Raw genomic sequence first — 25373 nt, 5'->3', positions numbered from 1 at the left:
ATACTAGCCGCTTGTACCGGTAATCGCCGACATGAACCGTTGCGCTTGTTGCATATCTTTGGTGGCTAATACGATAAAGAATCCATCATTGGGATGCCCGTTGATTCGATTCATCAATTGCTGCCACTTTATATCCAGGCCTTTTATACTTTGCAGATTGGGCACCTGATACCAGGCCAACAGGGTTCTTTTTTCGCCAACAACATTAACAATGTTAACGACTTTTACCGGCGCACCATCAATCGTTGTTGTACCAATCTCTGCTTGTGTCCAGGTTTCATTATCGAACACCCTGTGCCGAAAGCTGACAAGCTCCTGATCCTGCTGCGCTTCATTGACGTATATCGCCCGAAATGCCACACCCTGCCATTCACCGTAGTAAACCTCATCGGTGGTCGGTGCCGCCCACTTTGGCGCGGCAATGGGGGTTATTTCAGGATGGCTAGCAAAACGCTCAAAGGGCTGTCCCGTTCCGGTTTTAACGTCAAAGGAGAATACCCAGCCACTCATTATCTGCGGCGCTGCGAGAGCGCCTAATAACAACAGACCGGCTGACCAGACGCTGGACCGGGCCTTGATAACCGCTGCTGGTGCGGTACCTGGCGGTTTTTTATCTGCACCGAAAGAGCCTAAATAAAACAGTAAGATGAGAATAAAAGCAAAAAAGAACCAGCCATACACCAAATGATCGGCGCCGGTTGCATACTTCATATCGGAGTAATAACCAATCACCATAATACCAAATGCCCTGAAGCCATTGGCGATCACCGGCAGCACGGCGCAGACTGCAATAAAAGTAAACTGTTTCCAATACTTGCTGTAGTTTAAGTGTGCAAATAACACCCCGATGGTAAAGGTGCCAATTAAAAATCGTACCCCGGCGCAGGCCTCGGCAACGTGAAATGCACCATTTGGCAAATAAATATACAGGCCTTCCCGGTAGACCGGAATATTCAATACATCCAGTAAACCAACACTTAAATTTGCCGTGACTTCCTGCAGCCAGGGGACGAGTTCCTCGCCGAAGGGCACCGCAAATAGTAAATAACCAAGCGGGAACGCAATAATCCTGGCCGCCGATGTCCCGATCAGGGCCCATACGAACAAGATAAAGGTTGCTACAGCAGCTCCGTGCATAAACAGGTTGATGGCCAACTGCTCAGCCACCACAAAAAATACCTGCACTGCCAATATTGGCGCAAACAACCAGGCAGTTGGCCTGATAACCGCAAAAGTGAGTTGATGCCTTTTTTCGTAAATCAGATAAGCTGAGATCAGCGGTACCAGGAAGCAATGTTTGTAGGTCTCAGAATAGGACCATACCGACACCATATGCTTTAGTGTATCGTAATAAACAAACAGCCAAACTAACGTGAGAGCGCCCGCTAATACCCCCCAGCTATACTGGTAATGACGTGAACCGGAAGCGCTTAAAGACTGACTCATAAATGCTTAACCAAGGTATTTTGAAAGATAAGGACCAAGAATACGACTCAACCATAAAGGTAAGCGTTTCCAGCCATTGATGAACAAGGCATATTTAGGGTTGTTCGGGCTTAAATTGGGTTGCTCTGTGGCCCGTACCAAAGCACGAAGATAATGCAATGGCTCCGGGGTTATGCCATATGACGCTTTGTACTTTGCCGAGCCAGAATCATCCTTACTGCGACCAAAATCAAACCGGCGACAGCCACTTCGCTGCGCATGACACATTAACTGATAATACATAAAGTCATTGCTTTTTAAGGCGCGGGCCTCGTGTAAGCCGCCCCCATAATAGGGCAGTACCTCACCCTTAAAGTAAAAGCTCAGGACCGCAGACACCGGCTCATTCTGAGCGTTAGTTACTGTTAACACATCAAGCTGATCAGCAAAGGCCTTGGATAAATTCGTAAAGTATTTTTTGTCAAAAACTGGCGTGCCCAGATTTCTGACACTTTCAGAATACACCTGATAGGCAACATCAACATCTTTATCAATACGGTACGACAAGTCGTTTTTAAGCGAGTGACGAATCACTGCCCGTTGTTTTTTCTTGATGCTCGCGAGGATATCATCGGGTGTAGTGGCCAGCTCCAGGCCAAAGGTCGAATGATGGCAAAACTGGGTAAAGTTGGGATTGTTAACGGCTTTTCGGTACCTTAACTCAACGTAGTCTACCGCTAAGCGCTGTCCTAAACGAAGGGCTGCATCCTCAAGGGCAATGCGAATAGCCTCCGAGTTTGCAATGGCACCGCCATAAACACAAAAGGGCGTCGAGACTAAGGTATGGCCGAACAACCGGCTTTTTTGCTCAACCAGTGGCAAAATGCCGATGATGTCATTGTGCTGCCTGGCAAATAAAAAATGGCATTGATGCTTAAAGGTCTCTTCAATGACGGTTTTCCAACCGGACAGATGAAAAAAGCTGCCTTCATCATGTGATACCACATATTGATCCCATTCCTGGTAACGGTTACTTTCTAATTTGACAATTTCATAGTCCGTTATGTGGTTAGCACACATTTTGAAATTCCTACATCCTAAGTTTATCAGTACCGTTTTTTTCCAACCCGGGCACATCAATATTGTACACTGAGCTCATGGTATCCCATTCATAACGATCTAATAATTTGCTGAGCTTTTTTTCCATGGCAGACAAATTAATGTAATGCCTGAACTTAGATTTTAACGGTGCGTTTTTAATGCGTGGTTGGTCGTTGTCAATTTCCCAGGGATGAAAATAAAAGCTATAGGGCTCGCTTTCTGCTTTTAAAAACTTATCAATTCGCTGTTGGGACAACCAATATGGAAACAGCCTGAAATAACCACCACCGCCAATACCGATGTTTCTTCCCTTTTGTTGCAGGGTTGGGATGGGGATTTCAATGATGCCTTCAGGACGCGTGTGTTTAAACCGAGGCCAGTCAGGTACGCCGTATAAATCATGTTTAACCGGATACGTACTCGAAGAATACAAAAAACCTAATTCAACTAATATTTCATATACCCACTCGTTGCTCGAGTCGATGGAAAAGCTTGGCGCCCGATAACCGGATAAAGCCCTGCCACTGGTTTGTTCTAAAATATCTTTGCTGACTCTGACATCTTCATAAAACTCAGACCGGGTCATGGTGGTAGCGCGCCGATGCGACAGCCCGTGGCTGGCTAATTCGTGGCCTTCATCAACAATGCGGCGAATCATGTCCGGGCATCGTTTGGCAATCCAACCCAAAGTAAAAAATGTCGACTTGACGTTTTTTTCGGCAAACAGATCTAACAGCCGGTGCATGTTATCGCCAACGCGCAGAGGAATGGTGTCCCACTGTTCTACGACAATTGACGATTCGAATGCTGACACCTGAAAATAATCTTCGACATCTACGGTCATTGCATTCTTATTTGTGGTGAGCTGGTTTGCCGTTGCCATTCTACCGCCCTTTTCCAAACAAGATGACTTCAACGGTTCTAATCAGGATCAGGATATCCAATAACATGCTTTGGTGTTTAACGTAATACAGGTCAAATTTTAACTTTTCGATTGAGTCATCCACTGAGGCACCATAAGGATAGTTGAGCTGCGCCCAGCCCGCCAGCCCTGGTTTAACGTTGTGTCGTTGATTGTAATAAGGTACTTCCTTGACGAGCTGCTCAACGAACTCTGGCCTCTCGGGGCGAGGACCAATAAAGGACATTTCACCTTTAAACACATTAATAAGCTGTGGTAATTCATCGATACGGTATTTACGAATAAAATTACCAATCCGGGTAACCCTGGCATCGTTTTTAGAGGCCCATTTAGCACCGTCTTTTTCAGCATCCACCCGCATACTTCTGAACTTAATAATCTTAAACAGCTTACCGTTATGACCGACGCGTTCCTGACGATAAAAAATCGGCGCTTTGCTACGTCGTCCATCATCGAAATAAATCAATATTGCCGTGAACAGCATGAACGGCCAGGTGAGCAACAACATCACCGTGGCAAGTAATGCATTGAGGGTATAGTCCAGGGCGTCTCTGAGGTAGTTTTGTGAGTGGAACCCATTGGAGTATATTACCCAGCTCGGATACATCAGATTCACCGCAATCTGACCGGTCTCACGCTCAATAAAATCCAGCAGATCGGTGATTTCGACGCCCCTTAACCGGCAGTCAAAAAGCACATCCAGTGGTAACGTTCCACGACGCTGATCACAGGCAATCACCACCTCTTCAATATCGTTTTCGATTAAGAAATGACGCAGGCTTTGATCAACCTTTAAATGAATGATTTTCTCGTTTTTAATACCGTCTTCACGATTATCACCAGGCAACGGAATAAAGCCAAGAATATCGATACCGATTCTGTCTGCGTCACGGCGCATGCGACGCTCTATGATCGAGGCTCTTTCACCGGCCCCTAACACCACCAGTCGTAACCGGCCCAGTCCCAGCAGCCCCAGACGATTGGTAAAATACCGAAAAAACACAATGGCGATTAAATTTAACGATATGGCGGTAGGGAGGTAGTAAGGATGCATTTGCAGCAAATCAAAAAACGTTTGGGTAACCACTTCTACAATGAAGTATGTCAACCCTAAACTCACAAAAACCCGCCTGATTATTCCCCTGAACGTTTCACGAAGTTTGGCTTCGTAAAGACCTACCGAGAGCGAACACAGTAACACTGTGATCGTAATCAGAAACATATTAACGGTGTTTGTTTCGATATCCGGAGCTGGAATAAGATCTAACTGAACTAAGATAAAGCTGGCAATGTATCCTATGTAAGCAACCAGCAACGCCTCGGTAATTACTAACGCATTGGAGCGTTTATTTTGTCGGTTTTTTGCAACTGCCATATTATTGTGTTTATTAACCATGCTGCTATGAACATTTATAATATGACATTTTAATTAGTTGATATAGACTAGTTTTGCCTTATCGTTAAATAATTGTCAAAGCAGCACAAATATTTAATGGGTTTGGTGTAACATTCAACGTTGACGATGCGCTCTTTGCGTTGTAGTCGTTAAAGGAATTGCATAATGAGCAATATGATTAAATTTTGCCTGTTCACGCTAATGGCAATAATGGTAACTGGTTGCCAAAGCAACAGACTACCAGAGGCGACCACCCGGATATCGTTAACCAGCGACGTCAACGACTACCGCTATTTAATCGGCCCCGGCGACAATCTCACCATATTTGTATGGCGTAACCCTGAAATTTCAGGGAACTTCCTGGTTAGACCAGACGGTAAGGTCACTACGGCATTAGTAGAAGATCTCGATGTTTCCGGTAAAACACCCACCGCACTTGCACGCGAGATTGAAGAAGAACTCTCCAAGTACATCAACAGCCCAAGAGTAACGGTCAGCGTGACAGGTTTTCAGGGCCCCCTGAGCGAACAAGTCAGAGTGATTGGTGAAGCGACCAATCCCCGGGCCATTAATTATACTGAACATATGACCCTGCTCGACCTCATGATAGCCGTTGGCGGATTAACTGAATTTGCCGATGGCGATAACGCTAAATTAATTCGAGTCATTGACGGCGAAAAACGTTCTTTTGACATTGAAATTGATGAGTTAATCAGAGAAGGAGACATCTCACAAAATGTGGATATGCTGCCTGGTGATATCGTTATCATTCCTGAAGCCTGGTACTAAATAATTACTAATTAAAACGGAACGAACTCGCAATGCAGGATTTTCAGCAACTGCTAAATCAAGTGCTTGACTACGTTAAAGGCATTTGGATTAAAAAGCGCTACGTCATGATAAGCACGTGGCTGTTATGCCCTGTTGGCTTTCTTTATGTCGCATCACTCCCAGACACTTTCCAGTCAAAAGCCGTTGTGTATGTTGATACCCGCTCTGTTTTGCAGCCGTTATTACGTGGTCTGGCGATTCAGTCGAATCCCGAGCAAGAAGTCAGCATGATGGCCAAAACGTTGCTCAGCCGCAGCAATGTCGAAAAAATTGCCCGGGAGAGTGACTTAGATCTCAACACTCAGACCAAAGAGCAATTTAATGCCCTGGTAACGTCGTTAACCCAGAATATCGACCTGGACTCCACGGGTCGCGACAACATTTATCGTATTTCTTTCAGCCATCGCTCTCCTGAAACCGCGCAGAAAGTGGTGCAGGAAACCCTGGATTTATTCGTCGAAGGCTCATTAGGTAACAATCGCCGCGATACTGACACCGCCGGGCGCTTTTTAGATGAGCAGATAGCTGACTACGAAAACCGCCTGACTGAGGCCGAACAACGCCTGGCTGACTTTAAACGGCAATACAGTAATATTTTGCCGCTCCAGGGCTCATACTATTCATCACTACAATCATTCAAAGACCAGCTCGACGCGACCAAGCTGGAGGTGAAGCAGGTTGATGAGCAAATTGAGTCGATGAAACAACAATTTGATTCTTTTAAATCAGCAGACAGTTTTGACGTCACCAATAACGATAGTCCTGTGTTAAAAACCCGTTACGATAATCGTATTAAGGCGTTGGAGGAAGAGCTGGACCGCTTATTATTGCGGTTTACCGAACTTCACCCTGATGTTCAGGGTACCAAAGCGTTGCTGACGTCTCTCGAAGAAGCCAGAAAAAAAGAAATTGAGGCCTTCCTCGATAATGATAACGAAGACGCTGTGGCGAGTGAGCTTAATACCGAGATAAGACTTGAACTAAGCCGTCTTAAAAGTAGTAAAGCCGCGCTCTTAGTGAAGGAGCAATACCTGAACGATAAAATAACCGAGCTAAGATCTAAAATCGATTTGGTACCACAAATCGAGGCTGAATCGACGGCGTTAAACAGAGACTACGGTATTACTAAAGATAAGTACGAAGATTTGCTTAGCAGAAAGGAAGCGGCAAGTATTTCCCGCCGCGCCGACGTTTCAGCAGAAGATTTACAATTTCAGATCATTGAGCCACCCGTGGTTCCTACTGCCCCCTCAGCCCCAAACAGAATTATGATGTATACCGGTATCCTGATTGCCGGCTTTGGTTTGGGAGTCGGCATTGCCTTTTTACTCAGCCAGTTATCTCCGGTACTGATAAGAGCAAAGCAACTGCATAACTTATCTGACTACCCGATATGGGGTACGGTAAGTCACTTCAACAAACCACAGATCAAAGCCCGTAACCGCCATCGTTTGACCATATTTGGTTTATCAACGGGCTTATTACTGGCCATTTATTGCCTACTCGTGGGGGCTGAAATCATGAATATCAAGCTATTCTGAGAAGGTTGATTATGACTAATACGATTGAAAAAGCGTTACAACGAAATCAACAGCAACGCCAGGAGCAACAATCCAGCGACGAAGCTGCCCCAGCAGTCAAGAATTCTGCTGGCCATGACACCAAAGAGCCCATGTTTCTTGATTTGGAAATGCTTGAAGAAAAGGGCTATGTCACCATGTCTGGCGGCCGAAGACAGATCAATGAAGAGTTTCGAGAAATCAAACGTAAACTATTGTCCAATGCATTTGGTAAGCTGGCTAAAACGCTTAAAAACAGTAATATCATTATGGTCTCCAGCAGTCGGCCTGCCGAAGGGAAAACCTTCACGGCGACGAACCTTGCGCTAAGTATAGCGTCGGAACAAGACAAGACCGTATTGCTGGTGGATGCAGACGTACTAAAACCTAATGTGCTGTTTAGCCTGGGTGTAGAGCGCAGACAAGGCCTGATGGAATATCTCACTGGTGAAGTCGATGACATTGCTGATGTACTGTATTCTACCAATATTGATAAATTAAAAATCATCCCCGCCGGCAAAACCCATCACTTAAGTACGGAATTGCTCGCCAGTCAAAAAATGCACGAAATCATAGAAGAGTTTGCCAACCGATACGCAGACCGTGTAGTGATTATTGACTCTCCGCCTTTGATAGGTATCACTGAAACCGCCGTACTGGCCAACTTTGCAGGGCAAGCCGTTGTCGTCGTCGAGGAAGGCAAAGCGAAAATGCACGATATAAAGGTCTCCATTGAACGGTTGAACCCCGATATGGCAATTGGCTTTGTGGTGAACAAGTCCGTCTACAACGACGGTGATATGGGATATTACGGTTACTACGGCTATGGTTCAGAGTAGTTCTAAACGAGTCTTAATAACCGCTTCCTGGTTATTACCGTTAACGCTTCTTGCCCACATCCGCAGTCCGTTTTCGGCTGAAGCGGGCTTGTTGCCGTCGGTTAAGGCTGAATACATTAGTCAGCGCGTCGACAGACAAAATGAAGCTGACCTGTCGCTCCAGTCTTACTCGGTAGCGCCGGCTCTAACAGCTTTTTTCAACAGCCGGACAATAGACGCCAGCTTCAGTGGTACACATACCTATTTAAAACGGGATAATGAGGCGCTTTCTACAGAAAATAACTTTTCAACCTATCGCTCCTTTTTAACCTACTCACTGCTTGAGGACCTAATTACCTTTAACGCACAAAGTTCAATGCAATATCGTCCGGACGGGGGGCAGAATTTTATTTTAGCCAACTTTATCAGTAACCCGGATGCACTGGCTAAAACCACCAATCACAACCTGGCAGCAACCCTCGAAACTACGCAAGGTGACTATATTAATACGTTACTCAACGCGAGCTATACACAGCTAAAAGTAACGCGTGCACAGAGTGCTACCGGTAATGACATCGACTCAAAAAATGCCAGTGTAGAGCTTGGTTTAAGTAATGGCGACAATGCATCCTTTGTATACTGGCAGGCTGATGCCAGTTTACAGGAGTCGCGACGCGGGAATAATGCTTACGGCAATTTCAGAAGTATTAATAGTAACGCCGAAGCAGATTTTATGATGTTGCCGTGGCTGGGTATCAGGCTCTCCGGCACCACAGAGCGCTACGATACCTCGGCACCTGATTCAGCATTTGATAGTTCCCGGCAATACAATACTTATGGCGCCGGACTAACTTACCGCCAAAGCCCATACAGAGTTATCAGCGTCACGCTGAACGGCGTCGACAGCCAGACAGATTCAGCTGACGACGATAATTTTATTGCGGCAGATGTCAAATGGGCGTTCAGCAACAGAACCGGTTTTTTTCTGCGTCTTAACAAGCGCTTTTTTGGCCGCAGCGCCCAATCGGCACTGAGATACAACAGTAAGTACTTTCGTAGTACGTTAGGCTATACAGAAACCGTTACCAATGCGACACGTTTATTATCTTCCGTGGAAGACCTGGGGCTGTTTGTATGCCCTGCTTCGTTTACCGACATTAGTGAGTGTCAGCAACCTGATTCCGTCGATTATACTCCCCAGCCCGGCGAGACTCTGGCGCAATTTAGTCAGAACGTATTTGAGCTGGATGACAATATCATTCTGCGCAAAGCCTTAAACGCCGCTATTGGATATAGCTTCTCAAGACTTCAATTTAACCTGTCACTGCGTCGCGCTGAGGATGACTATCTTGATTTGGAAAGACTAAGATCCTTTGATTCAGTGACGTTAACCGGCAGCTTCGCTGCAAGCAGAGATACTAAAATTGTTGCGACGCTGCAATATTCTGATAGTGAAGGACAATCACAGGAATTAATTCAGCAAGAGTCGACAGCCAAAAGAATATCGCTGGATACCCGCCATACGCTGAGCGATCATCTCAGCGCGTATCTGACGCTTACCATTGTTGATCAGGAAGGCGATTTTGAAACGTTTGGATTCTTTGGCAACAATTTTACCGATACTCAGTTGGCGCTGGGGCTAAGATACCAACTTCAGTAAGCAAGTCAGACTGACAAGAAAAGTCATCAACACCGCCTGCTGATATCAGGTGTAGGGCTGTTGGTCTGCACGCAAGCCCCTTACTTCTCGAAACCGTCCGGCAGGCCCGGTAATGTCAGCGCGAACTGAGCTCGTCTTCTCTGGGCACTTCAGTATCTTCTTTATCAGCGCTCTCGCTTTTTAGCTGCATGTAATCCTGATACTTTTTCTTCATTACCTTATCAATATGCTGGGTCAGCTTTACTTTATGAACGATGACATCATCTAACGCGTCCACCAGCTCGCCCAGCATGTCTTTATAATAATCAATTTCTGTAATTGTCTTGCCATTGCGGGTGGTAAAACCATAGGGGGCGGTTTGCCCAGGTGCATAGTCTGGCTCATCCTCAACACCAGTATCGTCGGCAATAAACATTTCGCTGTTTATTTCTTCGACCACCTGAGTGATGGCGCTTCCCTCAAAAACAGTTATGTCTTCCAGATAACCAAATAATAGCGCCCTGTCGAGCAATGTATTAACCTTGCGGGGGATCCCTTTGGAGAAGTCAAAAATGACCTCATAGGCAGCCTCAGTAAACAACGCACTGCCACTGCGGCCTGCCTGAGCCAGTCTGAACTCAATATAGGCTTGTACTTCTTCGGCATTGAGCGGCTGCAAATGGCAGGAGGCAACAATTCGCTGGCGAAACTGCTCCATATTTGGCGCGCGTAAAATCGGTTGTAACTCTTGCTGACCTAATAAAAAACTCTGCAACAGGGGCTTTCCTGCATGCTGAAAGTTAGACAGCATACGCAGCTCTTCGATGGCTTCCAACGGCAAATTTTGCGCTTCATCGACCAATAATAGCGCACGACGTCCCTGACCACTTAATGAGTACAAATACTTTTCTAGCTCACCGATAATATCGGCTTTGCTCTTCCCAGCCACGTTAATGCCAAACCGGCTGCCCACCATTTTTACCAATTCATCAGGCGACAACTTTGGCGTAACGATCTGTGCCGCAACAATGTCCTGTTGCAGATCTGCCAGCAAGCTATTTGCAATGGTTGTTTTTCCGGTTCCCACCCCCCCGGTGATAACAATAAACCCCTCGGCCTGGGAGAGCCCGTATTGCAGATAAGAGATAGCCCGTTTATGTAGTTTACTCGCGAAAAAAAATGCCGGATCAGGCGTTAACTGAAACGGTTTCGACTTAAAACCATAGTAACTTTCGTACATAAATGATAACTGCCTATCAATGTCGGATGAGTGTAATCACCCACCCGGGTTTACCGAAATGCTGACATGCGTGCTGGAAAAGGAAATACCAGCCCAACAACATTACTCCATCACTTGCGAAAACTCTGTTGGCTAACAATCGTTTCGATGATACCTGTTGTCGACACACCCTCTTCAAAGTGAAGCACTTTCACGGCACCGCCGTTGTCGAGCACTTCCTGACCACCGGCGATGTCCTCCACTTTATAATCACCACCTTTTACCAGTATATTCGGCAACAACCGGGCAATAAGACGTTGCGGGGTATCTTCGCTAAAGGGCACTACCCAGTCCACCGCACTTAAACCGGCCAGCACGGCCATACGTCTGGCGACCGTATTGACAGGCCGGCCTGGGCCTTTCAACGCCTGGACAGACGCATCGGTATTAACCGCTACGATGAGCCTGTCTCCCAATTTAGCGGCGGCCTCCAGGTACGACACATGACCCGCATGCAAAATATCAAAACAGCCATTGGTCATAACCACTTTTTCGCCGCGGGCCTGCGCCGCGGTCACCGCCAGGACTAACTGTTCTTCGGACATTACCCCACCATCAGGGTGGCTATGCTGACCAGCCGCCACAGCAAGTTCGGTGGTGGTAATGGCAGACGTGCCCAATTTACCTACCACAATACTGGCAGCCAGATTAGCCAGCACACTGGCACGCGCTAAACTTTCCCCGGCAGCAACACTGGCCGCCAATATGGAGATAACCGTGTCGCCGGCGCCGGTAACGTCGTAGACCTCTTTGGCTTTAGCGGGCAAATGCAGTTCAGGCTCGCCGGGTACAAATAATGTCATTCCCTGCTCTGAACGGGTGACCAGCAATGCCTCCAGCGCTAACGTCTCACACAGTGCATTGGCACGCTCGATAAGCTGCTGTTCACTGTTGATAGCGCCCGCAACTGTTTTAAACTCGGCCATATTCGGCGTAATTAACGTTGCCCCGTGGTATTTTGTGAAATCATCGCCTTTGGGATCGACAATAACAGGCACTGAATGCTTACGGGCATGGGCGATCAGCGTCTGAGGATCGCTTAATGCGCCTTTGGCATAGTCCGATAAAATAACCGCGTCACACCCCGCGAGGTGCGCCTTGAAGTTGGCGTTGAGCGCCGACTTATCCTGCTCAGCAAAAGAACGTTCAAAATCCATTCTCAGGAGCTGCTGATTGCGGCTCATTACTCGTAATTTAGTGATGGTATCGAGCCCGTCACACGTGGTGAACATGCATTCAATGCCATAGCCTGCAAGGCGGTTACGCAAAATATCGGCATTTTCATCGTTGCCGACCATCCCCAGCAAGGTAACTTTAACTCCCAGTGACGCTAAATTAATGGCCACATTTGCAGCGCCGCCGGGGCGGTCCTCGGTATTGTTAATGTTGACTACCGGCACCGGTGCCTCAGGGGAAACGCGCGCGGTTGAGCCGCTCCAGTAGCGGTCCAACATGACGTCACCGACCACGAGAATATGTATTTGATTAAAATTCGGGAGTGTCATTACTGTCTTTTTCGTTACACTAGTGGCGCAAGTATAACAGCGAAGTACAGACGAGAGCCAACCCGTGACATCATGGTATGTATATTTATTAAAAACCGCGCGAAATACGCTATACACTGGCGTTACTACCGATCCAAAACGGCGACTGCGTCAGCACAGTGGTGATATTAAAGGCGGCGCAAAAGCGTTACGGGGTAAGTTACCACTTCACTACTACTGCATTTTCGAAGTCGAAAATAAAAGCCATGCACTGCGTTTGGAAGCCTGGATCAAAGGCTGTAACCGCAGTATCAAAGACAAGTTAGCCAACGAACCGGTAGAAATCGAACTGCCGGTAACAGCGCAAAAGCTAAGTACTGAGCTTATCCGGCAGTTGAACTCAGCACACCACTGACAATCAACGCAATACCAATACTTAAGGTAAACTCCACAGCCGCAACGCCAACATTGTGCTGCTCATCAACTTCTTTCTGATAATTGATACCGTTAAGTACGGTCCGTTTGCTGATCGCCACCAAAAACCACAGCAGCAAGGACAATAAAACACTCGTAATCAGCCAGCCGGTAACGTTACTGACATACCCTTCCGGGCTGTATACAAGCAGCGCACCGGCAGAAGACACCACGATTGCCGTGCCCAGCAAATTACCGGCGTGCTGCAGGGCCAGCGCCATTTGCCCGACGTCGAGCGCAGACTGAAACGAATGATTCTGATTTTGCAACGCGTAACGTATCTCAAAAAGGCGGGTCATTAACAATAAAATGGCCAGTACAACCAAAAAGCCGCTGACAATCGCAATAACCGCATTCATATCGGTGCCATCCACCCACACCATTATGCTACGTAATATAATGGCACTCGAAACAACACTGGCGGCGTCAACGAGGGCTATACTGACATTTCGCTCGCCGATTTTCTGGTAGGTTTCGATATCATCCAGGACAATTTTGTCGTGTGCAAAGCGGCCGATTTTTACCAGCAAAATACCAACAAAACCAAATACTACCATCCCTAGCGCTGCCCCTTCATAGCCCTGCCCTACATGGCGGCCAACTACAGAACTCAGCACTAAACACAGCGATAACATGCCACCAGCAACACTGATACCAAAGGCAAAATTATCTTTAACGCCCAGCTCATCGCTGACCGATATTTTAGCGCGCGAACGTGACAGCCATTTCATCACCAGCAGCAACACTAAGGCTAGAGCCACATCAATAGCCACGTAAACCCACAGATCATGCGCTAGCGGAACCAATTTTACCAGTGTATCCATTTATACCTCTTTGCGTGCGTCTAACACTGGAGCCCGGTACAAGATTGTGCCAGACTCTTTTGTTATAGCTCTCTATCCTAAGTGATTATGTCTACGGAAAAAACTACTATCAGGATTATTCAGCAGCAGGCTGAGCAAAACTGGCAAAAACTCCTTGCCGGTCCCGCAATGGCTCAACTACCGGCGCATTCACATGCCAGTATTCAGCACGTCATTGGGTTGAGTAACTTTGTTGCTGAGACAGCACTGACGAAACCCTCGTTGCTGAGCAATATTATTGATAACCATTGGCATACAGACATTGACATCGCGACCGTGTGCCGTGCATTTAAACAACGCATTGACGAGGTAAGTAGCGAGGATGAGTTATTCGTCACGCTTCGTCAGTTCAGGGCAGAGCAAATGGCAGCCTTAGCCTGGCGCGATCTCACTCAACAACAGTCTATCGAACACTCATTGTTACAAATGAGTCTGTTAGCAGACACGTTAATTCTGGCCGCTTATGACTGGTTATACGCCGCCCACGTTAAACGATACGGCACCCCGCAAGGCCCTGATGGCCCGCAACCAATGCTTATTTTAGGTATGGGGAAACTAGGCGGGAAAGAACTCAATTTTTCCAGCGATATCGACCTTATTTTTAGTTATCCCTACAAAGGCGAAACCGATCATCCTCGCAAGCCTATTGAAAACCAGCAATTTTTTACCAAGCTAGCGCAAAAACTCATCGCCGCATTAAATAAAATCACGCCCCACGGGCAGGTGTTCAGAGTCGATATGCGGCTACGGCCCTTTGGTGAGAGTGGTCCCCTGGTAGCCCATTTTGGCGCCCTGGAAGACTATTATCAGGAGCAAGGCCGCCAATGGGAGCGATACGCCATGATCAAGGCCAGGGTATTAAATCCTGCGTCGGTCTACACCCAGCAACTGGAGTCTATTCTGGCACCGTTTATTTACCGGCGTTATCTGGACTTTACCACCATCGATGCAATACGGGATATGAAGCGACTGATCAACAAAGAACTGCGTCGCCGCCGTTTGTCAGACAACATTAAACTGGGTGCCGGAGGCATTCGCGAAATCGAATTTTTCGCGCAGAGCTTTCAACTGATCCACGGTGGTCGCGAGGTTACATTACAGTCCAAAGAGCTGCGTCATGTCCTCAACATGCTAGCAGAACTTAGCTTAATTGAGCCTGATGCCATTAAACAACTGCTCAAAGACTACTACTTTTTACGAAAAACCGAGCATACACTGCAGCAATTTAATGACGAGCAAACTCAGTTACTGCCAGAGGCTGAATGGCCTCAGGCGGTTGTGGCATCAGTCATGGGCTTTGCCGATTACAATGCGTTTTACGCCGAGTTAGCGCGTGTTATGCAACGTGTCCATGAGCAGTTTAACCAGTTAGTTGCAGAGCCTGGTGACGAACAACAGGAGCAAGACTCCTTATTTAGCCGTTGCAAGGATGCCTGGTTACTTAACATGTCAGCCGACGAATTCAGCGATCTGTTCGTCAGGGATTTGCCCGCTGACTCAGTCAGCCAGCTGTATGAACAGCTGAGTGAGTTTAAGCAACACCTGCGGCGGCAACGGATGGGTCAAAAGGGTGAAGATACCCTGTCTAAACTCATGCCTGAACTGGTTTATTTTATGCTTAAACAGTGCCCGGCAGATATCACCAGCATACTGCCCCGCTTGTTTAGTGTGATTAATGCGATTACCGGACGTACAACTTATTTAGACTTATTGCACGAGAATCCGGATGTTCTCAAGCAGCTCATTAAACTGTGTTCGCGCAGTGAGTGGATCACAACGCAAATACGTAATTTCCCACTACTGCTCGACGAATTGCTCACGCCGCTTTATTTGCAGCAACAAGAAACCGACATTGAAAAGGTCTATGAGCAATATAACGACGAACTTCGTCAGGCATTGCTAAGGGTAGAACCTGATGACATTGAGCAACTGATGGAACAATGGCGACAATTCAAACTTTGTCAGCAATTGCGCATAGCCGCCAGCGATGTGTCAGGTTCGCTGCCCATTGCAAGAGTCAGTGATAAATTAACCGCTCTTGCTGAGGTCTTACTCAACGCAGTTTTTCATTCAGCATGGCAACAGGTAACCGAAAAGTTCGGTGAACCGCAACACCTTAACGCCGGCGAAACCGGCTTTTTGATTGTAGGCTATGGCAAATTAGGCGGTTTCGAACTCGGTTACGGCTCTGATCTCGACCTGGTATTTATTCATAATGCCCCGGCAGACAGTAACACCCGTGGCGCAAAATCAGTCTCGGCGCAGCATTTTTATATCAAACTGGCACAGCGCATCATGCACTTGTTAAATACCCGTACCCTGTCTGGCCAATTATTTGAGACCGATTTACGCTTGCGGCCTTCGGGTAACTCAGGGTTATTGTGTTGCCATATCGATGGTTTCACTCATTATCAACAACACGAAGCATGGACCTGGGAACACCAGGCATTAGTAAGGGCGCGTAGTATATTAGGTGACGATGCACTGAAAAGTGAATTTAATGCCACCAGAACCAGTGTGTTACAGCGTCGGCGCAAACCTAACGAGCTTGCTGATGACGTGGTTAAGATGCGCCTGAAAATGCGCGATCACCTGATTGACAAACACGCCACAGGCCTCGATCTAAAGCAATGTGAGGGGGGGATTACCGATATCGAGTTTATGGTGCAATACTGGGTGCTCGGCTTCGCAAGTCAGTATTCCGAACTTACCCGATGGCCTGATAATTTAAGAATCATCGCCGCAGCCAGAGATGCCGGCCTGCTGCCAGCGGATCAAGCCGGGAGGTTACAAACCGCCTATTTAACCCTGCGGGAACATTACCATCAGCTTACCCTGGCGGGCCAGAAGTTTGCCCACAGTAACGAAGAGGTCGAACTGGTTCGCCGCCATGTTACAGAACAATGGCTACAGCTATTTGGGGAAGGACATTAGGTACATTGAGCCAGCGGCGTATGGCAGCCCCGTGTAATCATTGACAGCACACTCCGGTGTGCTAATAACTGCGCACCTGATTACATTGTGTAGTCAGGTAGTCAGAGATCTCTTCGGTCACTACCAGCGAGCGTTGTTTAGGGCACACAAAGGTCGCAACCTTGCCTTCAAAGTTACTATCGATGGCGCTGGCGATTGTCGCCAGTGAGCCAGCAACGGTATCATCCATCTGAAACTGATGTTTAATCACGAAGTCTTGTTTTAAGTTCCAGATAACCTGCATACCCTCTTGTTCAGCGTAAGCAGAAATCGCTTTTCGAAGGGTATTACCGGCAGTAAAGGTGCGATACTTATATTCACCAACCCACCGATCATCTACCGCCTTAAAATCACTCGACATCGACTCCAGGCGCTCTTCGAGACTTTCCTCAGATATCGCCATATCTAATACCATATCAGCCCCTTCATTGAAGGGCTCTTCCTTGGTCATTCTGAAATCACGGTAAAAGTCGGATAAACCTTTGGCCACGGAGCGCTCTTCCGGAGCATCAACAGGTGTAGGCTGAGAGCTAAGATTCATTTGCAAATGAATAACGACAGCCGCAATAATAACGACGACCAATGCCAGCCCTAAATGTTTCGCCCAAAATACGGAGGAGGTCGGCTTTTTATTCATTGCAGCTCTCAAATCATACTATCCTGGTTGTGTCTGGTAATGATATTGCCTGATTGTTTGGCTAAAAAGGTTATGGCCTGGATCACTGGTAACGTTCATGTTGTCGTGAAAACGCCGCTGAACAAGTCTTACTTATACAATGATGGCGCGTTCGGATCGGGCCTGGTTTTAAACCGTTTATGCATCCACAAGTAACTATCAGGCTGCTCATTAATGATATCGGCAATTTTTTGATTTAGTAAAGTCAAACCGCTCACATCGTCAAGATTTTTTAAATCTGGCATGGCGGGATAGAATTTTACCTTATAGCCGCCTTGCGTATATTGGGATGTGATCAATAAGGGTTCACTGTTAGTGCGGCGAATAAACATCATCGTTGCGGTCGTCGTGGCGGCCTCACTGACTCCGGCAAAAGGCACAAAAATGCTTTGGCTTCGACCATAGTCCTGATCGGGCAAATACAAACAAAGCTCAGCGCCGTCAAGCGCGCCCATCAGTGCACGCGCGTTTCTCTTATGGATCATGTATTTATTAGAGCGAGCCCGGCCATGATACTGAAGGTAATCCATCAGTGGATTATTATGCTTTCGATAAAAGGCAATGCTTGGGTATTTCAGGCCCAGCACCCGGCAAGCAAACTCCAGATTCATATTGTGCAGCGCCATACCAAACACCCCTTTGTGCTTAGCTAAAATAGCCGCTGCATGTTCAAAGCCTTCAACTTCTCCGTGCTTTCGCACCCGCCAGTCCGGCCACCACCAGCCCATTGCGGTTTCATACACTGCCATCCCGGCACGATACAGGTTTTGACGAACAAGCTTGTCTTGTTCGGCAGCGGGCATGTTGGGGTAACATAAAGCGATATTACGCCTCGCGACATTTACCCGCGAGCGGGCAAACTTACTTAACAACCAGCCGGTTAGCCGACCAAACAATCGAATCACCGGTAACGGCAGCCAGCTCACAACATACAAGAAGGCAACACCTAACCATACTAACCAATAACGGGGGCCTAAAAAGCGCAGGGAGAAGCTGGGCGGCTTAATTGCTACAGCCAATGCTGAATTCCTCTTGAGTCTGGCGAATAACGAAGAGCGACGCTTAAAAAACGCCACTAAATTTTGCGTTGCATTGTAGCTTATGTGATGACGTTTGAATACTCACGCGGCGTGAATTAACAAGCACTTGGCGTATTTTTAGCGCTGCATAAGTATGTCACCATACTCCCTGGTAAAGTGAGGCAAAAAGCCATGCAGATGTGATGAAAGTTCCTGACCAAACGGTAGACGACAACGGCCCAAAAAGGTTAGCAAGCATCGCGAGATGGGAAGAAAGCACATGTGCTGTTTTGACAGACGCTCTGCTTCGACGAGGCCAGGCAAGTAAAAAAACATTCGTTTGCAAAGGTTCGCGCCAGCCAGCAACAATGACAATGCCATCAGGTAACTGGCAGCGTGTAGTCAGTAAGTTTTATCTATGTATTTGAGCTTTTTCTCGAATTCATCAAAATCATCTGATTTTTGGTAGTCAAAATGATACTGATTATGAAAACCAAACTGCATCGCTACTTTTGCATCGTTGATGTACAGCGTATAGCCATCGAAATCGGTATAGGCCACAACACCTTCAAGCCGGTACTTGCCATCGGTTTCTTTGCCTTCCTGACGTATTTTGTCATAGACGCGTAACACCATTTTTGTATCTAGTTCATTTTTCATTGTTACCTCCTGTACTATTAATACAGCTAACTCATAGCTTTAGATTAACTATTCGGTAAGGACTGCATGGTGCACAACTGGTATTAATTAAAATCGTAACGGACGCCCACTGAGAAAATACTGGCATCAAAACCATCTTTACCACGCAAATACTCGGCTTCAAAACGCACAAAGGTATTAGCTGCAACCGAATAATCAAAACCCAGTCCGACAATTCCGGCAATCGTATCGCTGTCATACCGGCAGTTATTCTGACTGGTGGCGTTACTTTCTGCACTACAATTACCGGTGCTGTCGGCCGACGAATATTGTAAGGACACATTGGCAACGCCCAGCCGATAATACAACTCACCTACCTCGTTAGACGCTTTGCCGTTCACCCCTAAATAAATTGCATCCGCGCTAAAATTCCTCTCGCTGCCCTGATTTACATCGTTGATATCAGCTAACCGATAAAAACCGGCCTCAACGTGCCACTGGCGATGAAACTGATGACCCAACACGACCCGATAGCCGGCATCGGTTTCTGCCGCACTATTTACTTCAATATCACTGTACCCGGCACCGACTACTGCATACAGTCGCTCCATGGCGGTCACGTTGGTCGTCATCAGACCTGACAAAACAGTCATACAGGTTACTTTCACATTCATTGGCTTTGCTACCTAATAAAAAAGGGCTGAGATAAAAATCCACAGTTACGTAAGTCCTTGCCGTGGCTGACGAGCGTGTTTTGCAATCTGCATACTCACATTGTAACGAGGAAATTCCAAGCTCAATATACGGGTTCACATACAGTCACCGGCTGAATAGCTAAGTATTGCAGGTCAGGCGGTGTTTTTGTTCGCGGAACCGAAAAAAAATCGATGAAATACCCAAGAATACGCTTCAACCACCTCTAAAACTCGCGTCGTAAGATGTCGAAAACCAACCAGTTTATGTAAACATTTTTCTACAAATCACAGTTAAAATTATATTTTTTATATTAATTTCAAGGGCTTAACAATTAATTTGCAAATGTATGCAGATTCTGTATTATTAGCCTATCCAACTGGTCAGATGAGCGGATGAGTTATGAGTATCAGAACAAGTTTAAAGAAAGTATTACCTCCAATTTCAATTACCGAGCAGGAAGCACTTGATGCAGGCGACATTTGGTTAGAGTCGTCTATTTATCGTGGTGTCCCTGATATGGAGGCGCTGCGCCGTGTACCTCAGGCTAAACTGAGTGCCGATGAGCAGGCTTTCCTCGATGGCCCTGTGCAGAAACTACTGGCAATGGTTGATGACTTTGAATTGGGTAATTCAAAGCATATTCCCCAACATATTCTTGATTTCCTGGGTGAAAACCGTTTCTTCTCTATGATCATTCCAAAGAAATTTGGTGGTCTGGAATTTAGCCCGTATGCAAACTCTACTATCGTTGCCACCATCGCTGCCAAAAGTGGTGCCCTGGCAGTTACCGTCATGGTGCCTAATTCATTAGGCCCGGGCGAGCTATTGATGCATTACGGGACCACAGCGCAGCAAGACTACTGGCTGCCGCGCTTGTCAGTCGGTAAAGATATTCCCTGCTTTGCATTAACCAGCCCTGAAGCCGGTTCAGATGCAGGCGGTATTCCTGATGCCGCCATCGTGACTAAAGGCGAATGGAACGGCGAAGAAGTGATTGGTTTGTCTGTGAGCTGGGACAAGCGTTACATTACGCTGGCCCCCATTGCCACAGTATTAGGTCTGGCGTTTAAGGTATTCGACCCGGATCAACTGCTGGGTGACAAATTAGAATTAGGGATTACCTGCGCACTGCTGCCCAAATCTCACCCGGGTGTAGAACTGGGCAACCGTCACGACCCAATGGGCGTAAAATTCTATAATGGCACTACGCGCGGTCAGAATGTGTTTATTCCAATGGACTTCATCATTGGCGGACAGAAAAACATCGGCCGTGGCTGGCAAATGCTGGTGAGCTGTCTGGGCGCAGGCCGCGGTATTTCATTGCCGGCAATGGGCACAGCTACCGCACAAAGCGCGTTAAAATCAACAGCCGAATACGCCTTTGTTCGTGAGCAATTTGGTCTGCCTATTGGCCGCTTTGAAGGTATCCAGGAAAAGCTGGCTGAGATTGCGGGTAAAACCTTTTTATGTGAATCAATGCGCGTTCTTACCACTGAAGGGCTTGGCGAAGGTCTAAAACCCTCGGTGGTAACCGCTATTGCCAAATATCACATGACCGAAATTGGTCGTGACGTAATGAATGCGGCAATGGACGTTCAGGCAGGTAAAGCCATTCAACGTGGCCCACAGAACACGCTGGCTGCAGGCTATAGTGCACTGCCAATTGCCATCACTGTTGAAGGGGCAAATATTCTTACCCGCAACCTGATGATTTTTGGTCAGGGCGCGATGCGCTGTCACCCCCATTTAAAAGAAATGGTCGACTTAATCCATAGCAATGACAGCAAAGCTGACGCACAGTTTAATAAAGTGTTGCGCAAAACGGTTAGCTTCAGTGTTAAAAACGCTTTCCGCAGCTTGTCGAAGAGTTACCTGCCCTTTACCAGAGGAGCACAGTCGAGCTTACCTGAGGTGCGAGGCTATGAGAAACGCCTTAATGCATTATCAGCTAAGCTGGCCCCAATGGCGGATCTGTCACTGGCAGTGTTAGGTGGCGACCTTAAAAAAGCGGAGTTGTTGTCGGCGCGTTTGGGCGACGTGATGAGCTACCTGTACGGGGCGATGGCCGCTATCCGCTTCTATGAGCAACGCGTTGAAGATCGTCAGCAGGCGAAGCCTTATTTTGACTACGCCATGCAATGGTCGTTACAGCAGGCTGAGCAAGCGTTGGTGAATTTCGTAAGAAATTTCCCTAACACTGCTACCCGTGGCTTAATGCGCTTACTGACCAACACCTACAGTGGCAGCGTAAGCACCATCAGCGATGACCTGGTTCGTGAGCTCTCTTTAGCTGCACTGCAGGATGACAGCGTTAAAGCGCAACTGACTCACCTGGTCAAACCCATCGCTGGTGATGGTAACGACATCAACGAGCAGGCATTTAAAGCGAAGCACAAAGTACTTCCACTATTGAGCAAGGTACAAAAAGCCCTGCGCAAAGAACCGGTGGTACCTTTCGTATCCTTTGAAAATGCGTTGAACAAACTGCAGGAACGTGGCGTGATTGATGCGCAACAAGCCGCCGATCTGCACAGCTACAATGAAAAACGTAAACTGGCCATCAGAGTGGACGAGTTTACCTTTGATTTGGACCTGGTTTCACCTGAAGTAAGTTCAGAAACAACCAGAGACGCAGCATAACAGCGCAGCGAAGCACACTGGCCGGGTAAATCATTACCCGGCTTTTTTATATCTGCTGCCCAATAAAAGCGCTTGCAAAATCGAGCCTAAAACATAACACTGTCGAATCATTGCGTGGCGTTTATAGCCCATCGGGACACCAATGCTGGCTACTACGCTCCCTATTCAAATATTGATTATTAGCAGTAAGCCACTATGCCCCAATCTCCAGAACCCCAGGTGCTTTACTCAAAGACAAGGGAAGTTGTTGAGTTACTCTACCGAAACAGCTTTAGCGGTCTTATTGTAACGTTGTTAGGCGTTAGCGTACTGGCATTTGGTTTTGGTACTCCGGTTAAGAACAATATTAAATTAACAATTTGGGTGTTAATGGTTGTAGTATGCCTGATCCGCGGATTCGACAGTGCCTACTGGTTTTTGCGCCTGAGGAAAGGTCAGTATAACGCGCGATGGCCACTTTTCAGGTTCATCAGTGGCGCCACCATCACTGCATGTCTCTGGGCCACCTACGTAGTGAGCTTATACCCTTACATGACACTGCCTGAACTAACCACCGCTATGATCATCATATCGGCGATGGCTGGCGGCGCGGCAACCATTTTAGCCCCGCACCTGCCGCTCGTGATGCTTTACACTACCCTGATGATTTTGCCCCTGTCGCTGCGCGCTGTGTTTGATTCTCATGAAGACTTTAACCTCATCGGCATGCTGGGAATCGTATTTTGGTTAGCAATGTTAAATGCCGCCAAAAAAGCCAATAAATTTATATGTCAGGCTATTGATATCAAATATCAAAAAGAGGAGCTGGTTGCGTTAATGCGGCAAGAGCGTAACGAAGTCGACCGGGTTAATAAGGAATTAATTGAAGCCAATAAAAAACTCGATAACGCCAATAACAGTCTTGAACAAAAAGTTGAACGTCGCACCATCGAACTACATAAACTATCCAGTATCGACCCCTTGACCGGATTATTAAACCGAACCGGTTTTATGCTGCATTTTAATGAATTAATCAATAATTCAGCCATCAATCAGTACTCCATGGCCGTACTGTTTATCGATTTGGACGGCTTTAAGCAAATCAACGACAGCCTGGGCCATAAAGCGGGAGATATCGTTTTGTCAGAGGTGTCTTCCAAATTGGTTCAGTATTGTGAGCCTGACTGTATAGGACGTTGGGGCGGCGATGAATTCATTATTTTATTGCCTCATGCCAATGCAGAGTCTGCCAGCGCTATTGCGCTTGCCATTGCCAGCAGTCTAACCAACCTCAACCCCATTAACGAGAGCAACGTATCCCTTGGCGCAACGATAGGTATTGCGGTGTATCCCACCGATAGTGACGATCCCGCGACACTGATACAACTGGCCGACCTTACGATGTATCACCAGAAAAATATCGCGCCGGGTAAAGTCGGACTCTACAGCGAAGCATTGTATGAAAAGATGCGTCACGATCAACAACTCAGAGAAGGCCTCTGGCAAGCGATAGAAAAACACCAGTTATCGGTGATGTATCAACCTATTATCGACCTCAGGACCAATGACTTATGGGCAGTTGAAGCACTGGCCCGTTGGCAATTTGAGGGCGAGTGGGTTCGGCCCGATGAGTTTATCCCGTTAGCCGAACAAAGCGGAGCGATTAACGCCATCGGCACCTGGATTATGCACAGAGCCTGTATTGATGCCGCCCAATGGGAAGATAAAAACATTGGTGTATCCATTAATGTGTCTGTATTACAACTGCTTAACGAGAACTTTATCAGCCAGGTAGACAGAGCACTCAACAGCTCTGGCTTATCGCCAGAGCGCCTTCACCTGGAAGTTACCGAGTCTATTTTTGCCGACGATACGGCGGTACTGACTGCGCGTATCAATGCACTGAAATCAAGACAGATTAAGGTGGCTATCGACGACTTCGGCACCGGATTTTCATCATTAAAACTATTACAGTCACTCGATTTTGATCTCATCAAAATCGATAGATCCTTCGTGACAAAATTAACCGACTGCAACGATACTATCGTAAAAGCAACATTATTGATGGCCAAAGAGTTTGGCTGCAAAACCGTTGCAGAGGGTGTCGAAACGCAAGAGCAGGCATCTTTACTGAAAACCATGGGAGTCGACTACCTGCAGGGGTATTTATTTGCCCGCCCATTAAAGAAAAAAGACTTCGATGAATGGTACACTAACTGGCAAAAGACAAAATAAACCTCACCATGGCGCAACTTTACTTTTATTACTCGGCAATGAATGCCGGAAAATCTACCTCGTTACTGCAATCTGCCTATAACTATCGCGAACGGGGCATGAACCCGCTTATTTTTACCGCGGCCATTGATAATCGCTACGGCACCGGTAAAGTCGCATCGCGAATTGGCTTGCAAGCTGACGCGCAGCTGTATAGCAAAGCCGATGACTTACTGGCCACAATCTCTGCCTTGCACGCCAAGCAATATATTGATTGCGTATTTATTGATGAGGCACAGTTTTTAACCAAAGAACAGGTGTATCAGCTCATTGAAGTCGTCGATGAACTGGATATACCCGTGTTAGCCTACGGCCTGCGGACCGACTTTTTAGGTGATACTTTTACCGGAAGTCATTACCTGTTGGCCTGGGCCGACAAGCTGTTTGAGCTTAAGACCGTGTGTCATTGCGGGCGCAAAGCAAACTTTGTCGTGCGTATGGATGAAAACGGCCTGGCAGTCACCAGCGGCGAGCAGGTCGAAATTGGCGGCAACGATCGCTACGAATCTATGTGCCGTAAGCATTTCAAAGCACTGGTCTGGAACAAGCCCGTATAGCTAACTAATCGAATAGCACTAATTCAGGCTCATATACAGCACGCTTGATCGTATTATGCATTGACAATCCCCGTGGTGCATTGCAAATTGAATAAAATATTCCGCCTTTAGGGCATAAAAAGCAATAAT

20 protein-coding genes are annotated in these 25373 nt (G+C 47.0%); 9 read left to right on the top strand and 11 right to left on the bottom strand.

Annotated elements, in window-relative coordinates; genetic code table 11:
* Positions 1–3 precede the first annotated feature (3 nt).
* Genes xrtA through OIK42_RS06035 form a run of 4 tightly spaced genes read right to left on the bottom strand, consistent with a single transcriptional unit; the run spans position 4 to position 4823 of the window.
* Entirely contained in the window at positions 4–1446 is a 1443-nt protein-coding gene (gene xrtA, locus OIK42_RS06050) for an exosortase A (protein ID WP_273639078.1), read from the bottom strand.
* 6 nt (positions 1447–1452) lie between these two features.
* Positions 1453–2505, bottom strand: a complete 1053-nt coding sequence (locus tag OIK42_RS06045) for a FemAB family XrtA/PEP-CTERM system-associated protein (RefSeq protein ID WP_273639077.1) — start codon at positions 2503–2505, stop codon at positions 1453–1455.
* 10 nt (positions 2506–2515) lie between these two features.
* The gene (locus OIK42_RS06040; RefSeq protein ID WP_273639076.1) at positions 2516–3409 is read right to left on the bottom strand and encodes an XrtA system polysaccharide deacetylase; all 894 of its coding nucleotides are present in this window, start codon (positions 3407–3409) and stop codon (positions 2516–2518) included.
* Position 3410: 1 nt separating this feature from the next.
* Positions 3411–4823, bottom strand: coding sequence for a TIGR03013 family XrtA/PEP-CTERM system glycosyltransferase (locus OIK42_RS06035; protein WP_273639075.1), 1413 nt, complete (start codon positions 4821–4823; stop codon positions 3411–3413).
* Between the two features lie 195 nt (positions 4824–5018).
* Here OIK42_RS06035 and OIK42_RS06030 point away from each other — a divergent pair, with 195 nt between their 5' ends.
* The 4 genes from OIK42_RS06030 to OIK42_RS06015 are packed head-to-tail and all read left to right on the top strand — an operon-like array spanning position 5019 to position 9712.
* Positions 5019–5633 carry an XrtA/PEP-CTERM system exopolysaccharide export protein gene (locus tag OIK42_RS06030; protein WP_374211861.1) on the top strand — a complete coding sequence of 205 codons (615 nt, stop codon included), beginning with the start codon at positions 5019–5021 and terminating at the stop codon, positions 5631–5633.
* A 32-nt stretch (positions 5634–5665) separates the two neighbouring features.
* Positions 5666–7216, top strand: coding sequence for an XrtA system polysaccharide chain length determinant (locus OIK42_RS06025; RefSeq protein WP_273639074.1), 1551 nt, complete (start codon positions 5666–5668; stop codon positions 7214–7216).
* Positions 7217–7227: 11 nt separating this feature from the next.
* Positions 7228–8073, top strand: a complete 846-nt coding sequence (locus OIK42_RS06020) for an XrtA-associated tyrosine autokinase (RefSeq protein WP_273639073.1) — start codon at positions 7228–7230, stop codon at positions 8071–8073.
* A complete protein-coding gene (locus OIK42_RS06015) occupies positions 8060–9712 on the top strand; it encodes a hypothetical protein (RefSeq protein WP_273639072.1) in 1653 nt (550 codons plus the stop codon). Before OIK42_RS06020 ends, OIK42_RS06015 begins: the two co-directional genes overlap by 14 nt.
* Positions 9713–9827: 115 nt before the next feature.
* Here the strand turns inward: OIK42_RS06015 and OIK42_RS06010 are convergent, their stop codons facing one another.
* Both OIK42_RS06010 and hldE read right to left on the bottom strand, forming a co-directional pair.
* Entirely contained in the window at positions 9828–10931 is a 1104-nt protein-coding gene (locus OIK42_RS06010) for an XrtA/PEP-CTERM system-associated ATPase (RefSeq protein ID WP_273639071.1), read from the bottom strand.
* Positions 10932–11041: 110 nt separating this feature from the next.
* Positions 11042–12475, bottom strand: coding sequence for a bifunctional D-glycero-beta-D-manno-heptose-7-phosphate kinase/D-glycero-beta-D-manno-heptose 1-phosphate adenylyltransferase HldE (hldE, locus tag OIK42_RS06005; RefSeq protein WP_273639070.1), 1434 nt, complete (start codon positions 12473–12475; stop codon positions 11042–11044).
* Positions 12476–12539: 64 nt separating this feature from the next.
* Here hldE and OIK42_RS06000 point away from each other — a divergent pair, with 64 nt between their 5' ends.
* Positions 12540–12869 (top strand): GIY-YIG nuclease family protein, encoded by a 330-nt coding sequence (locus OIK42_RS06000; protein ID WP_273639069.1) that lies wholly within the window; start codon positions 12540–12542, stop codon positions 12867–12869.
* On the opposite strand, the gene OIK42_RS05995 is transcribed toward OIK42_RS06000, so the two are convergent.
* Complete coding sequence (locus OIK42_RS05995) at positions 12838–13752, bottom strand: DUF350 domain-containing protein (RefSeq protein ID WP_273639068.1); 915 nt, start codon at positions 13750–13752, stop codon at positions 12838–12840. The genes OIK42_RS06000 and OIK42_RS05995 overlap by 32 nt on opposite strands.
* 87 nt (positions 13753–13839) lie before the next feature.
* Here OIK42_RS05995 and glnE point away from each other — a divergent pair, with 87 nt between their 5' ends.
* Positions 13840–16725 carry a bifunctional [glutamate--ammonia ligase]-adenylyl-L-tyrosine phosphorylase/[glutamate--ammonia-ligase] adenylyltransferase gene (glnE, locus tag OIK42_RS05990; RefSeq protein ID WP_273639067.1) on the top strand — a complete coding sequence of 962 codons (2886 nt, stop codon included), beginning with the start codon at positions 13840–13842 and terminating at the stop codon, positions 16723–16725.
* A 61-nt stretch (positions 16726–16786) separates the two neighbouring features.
* Here glnE and OIK42_RS05985 read toward each other — a convergent pair whose 3' ends face one another.
* The 4 genes from OIK42_RS05985 to OIK42_RS05970 all read right to left on the bottom strand — a co-directional run bounded on the left by OIK42_RS05985 (position 16787) and on the right by OIK42_RS05970 (position 19751).
* On the bottom strand, positions 16787–17401 hold the full coding sequence (locus tag OIK42_RS05985) for a TcpQ domain-containing protein (RefSeq protein WP_273639066.1): 615 nt from the start codon (positions 17399–17401) through the stop codon (positions 16787–16789).
* A 128-nt stretch (positions 17402–17529) separates the two neighbouring features.
* Positions 17530–18459, bottom strand: a complete 930-nt coding sequence (lpxL, locus tag OIK42_RS05980; protein ID WP_273639065.1) for an LpxL/LpxP family Kdo(2)-lipid IV(A) lauroyl/palmitoleoyl acyltransferase — start codon at positions 18457–18459, stop codon at positions 17530–17532.
* 402 nt (positions 18460–18861) lie between these two features.
* On the bottom strand, positions 18862–19119 hold the full coding sequence (locus OIK42_RS05975) for a DUF3081 family protein (RefSeq protein ID WP_273639064.1): 258 nt from the start codon (positions 19117–19119) through the stop codon (positions 18862–18864).
* Between the two features lie 83 nt (positions 19120–19202).
* On the bottom strand, positions 19203–19751 hold the full coding sequence (locus OIK42_RS05970; RefSeq protein WP_273639063.1) for an outer membrane beta-barrel protein: 549 nt from the start codon (positions 19749–19751) through the stop codon (positions 19203–19205).
* A gap of 442 nt (positions 19752–20193) precedes the next feature.
* On the opposite strand from OIK42_RS05970, the gene OIK42_RS05965 reads away from it, so the two are divergent.
* The 3 genes from OIK42_RS05965 (at position 20194) to OIK42_RS05955 (ending at position 25244) form a co-directional block, all read left to right on the top strand.
* Positions 20194–22434, top strand: a complete 2241-nt coding sequence (locus OIK42_RS05965) for an acyl-CoA dehydrogenase (protein WP_273639062.1) — start codon at positions 20194–20196, stop codon at positions 22432–22434.
* A gap of 195 nt (positions 22435–22629) precedes the next feature.
* Positions 22630–24648 (top strand): putative bifunctional diguanylate cyclase/phosphodiesterase, encoded by a 2019-nt coding sequence (locus OIK42_RS05960; protein WP_273639061.1) that lies wholly within the window; start codon positions 22630–22632, stop codon positions 24646–24648.
* Positions 24649–24656: 8 nt separating this feature from the next.
* A complete protein-coding gene (locus tag OIK42_RS05955; protein ID WP_273639060.1) occupies positions 24657–25244 on the top strand; it encodes a thymidine kinase in 588 nt (195 codons plus the stop codon).
* Positions 25245–25373: the final 129 nt, after the last annotated feature.

The organism is Alteromonas gilva, from assembly GCF_028595265.1.
Lineage (GTDB): Bacteria > Pseudomonadota > Gammaproteobacteria > Enterobacterales > Alteromonadaceae > Alteromonas > Alteromonas gilva.
This window is presented reverse-complemented; position numbering and strand designations above follow the sequence as displayed.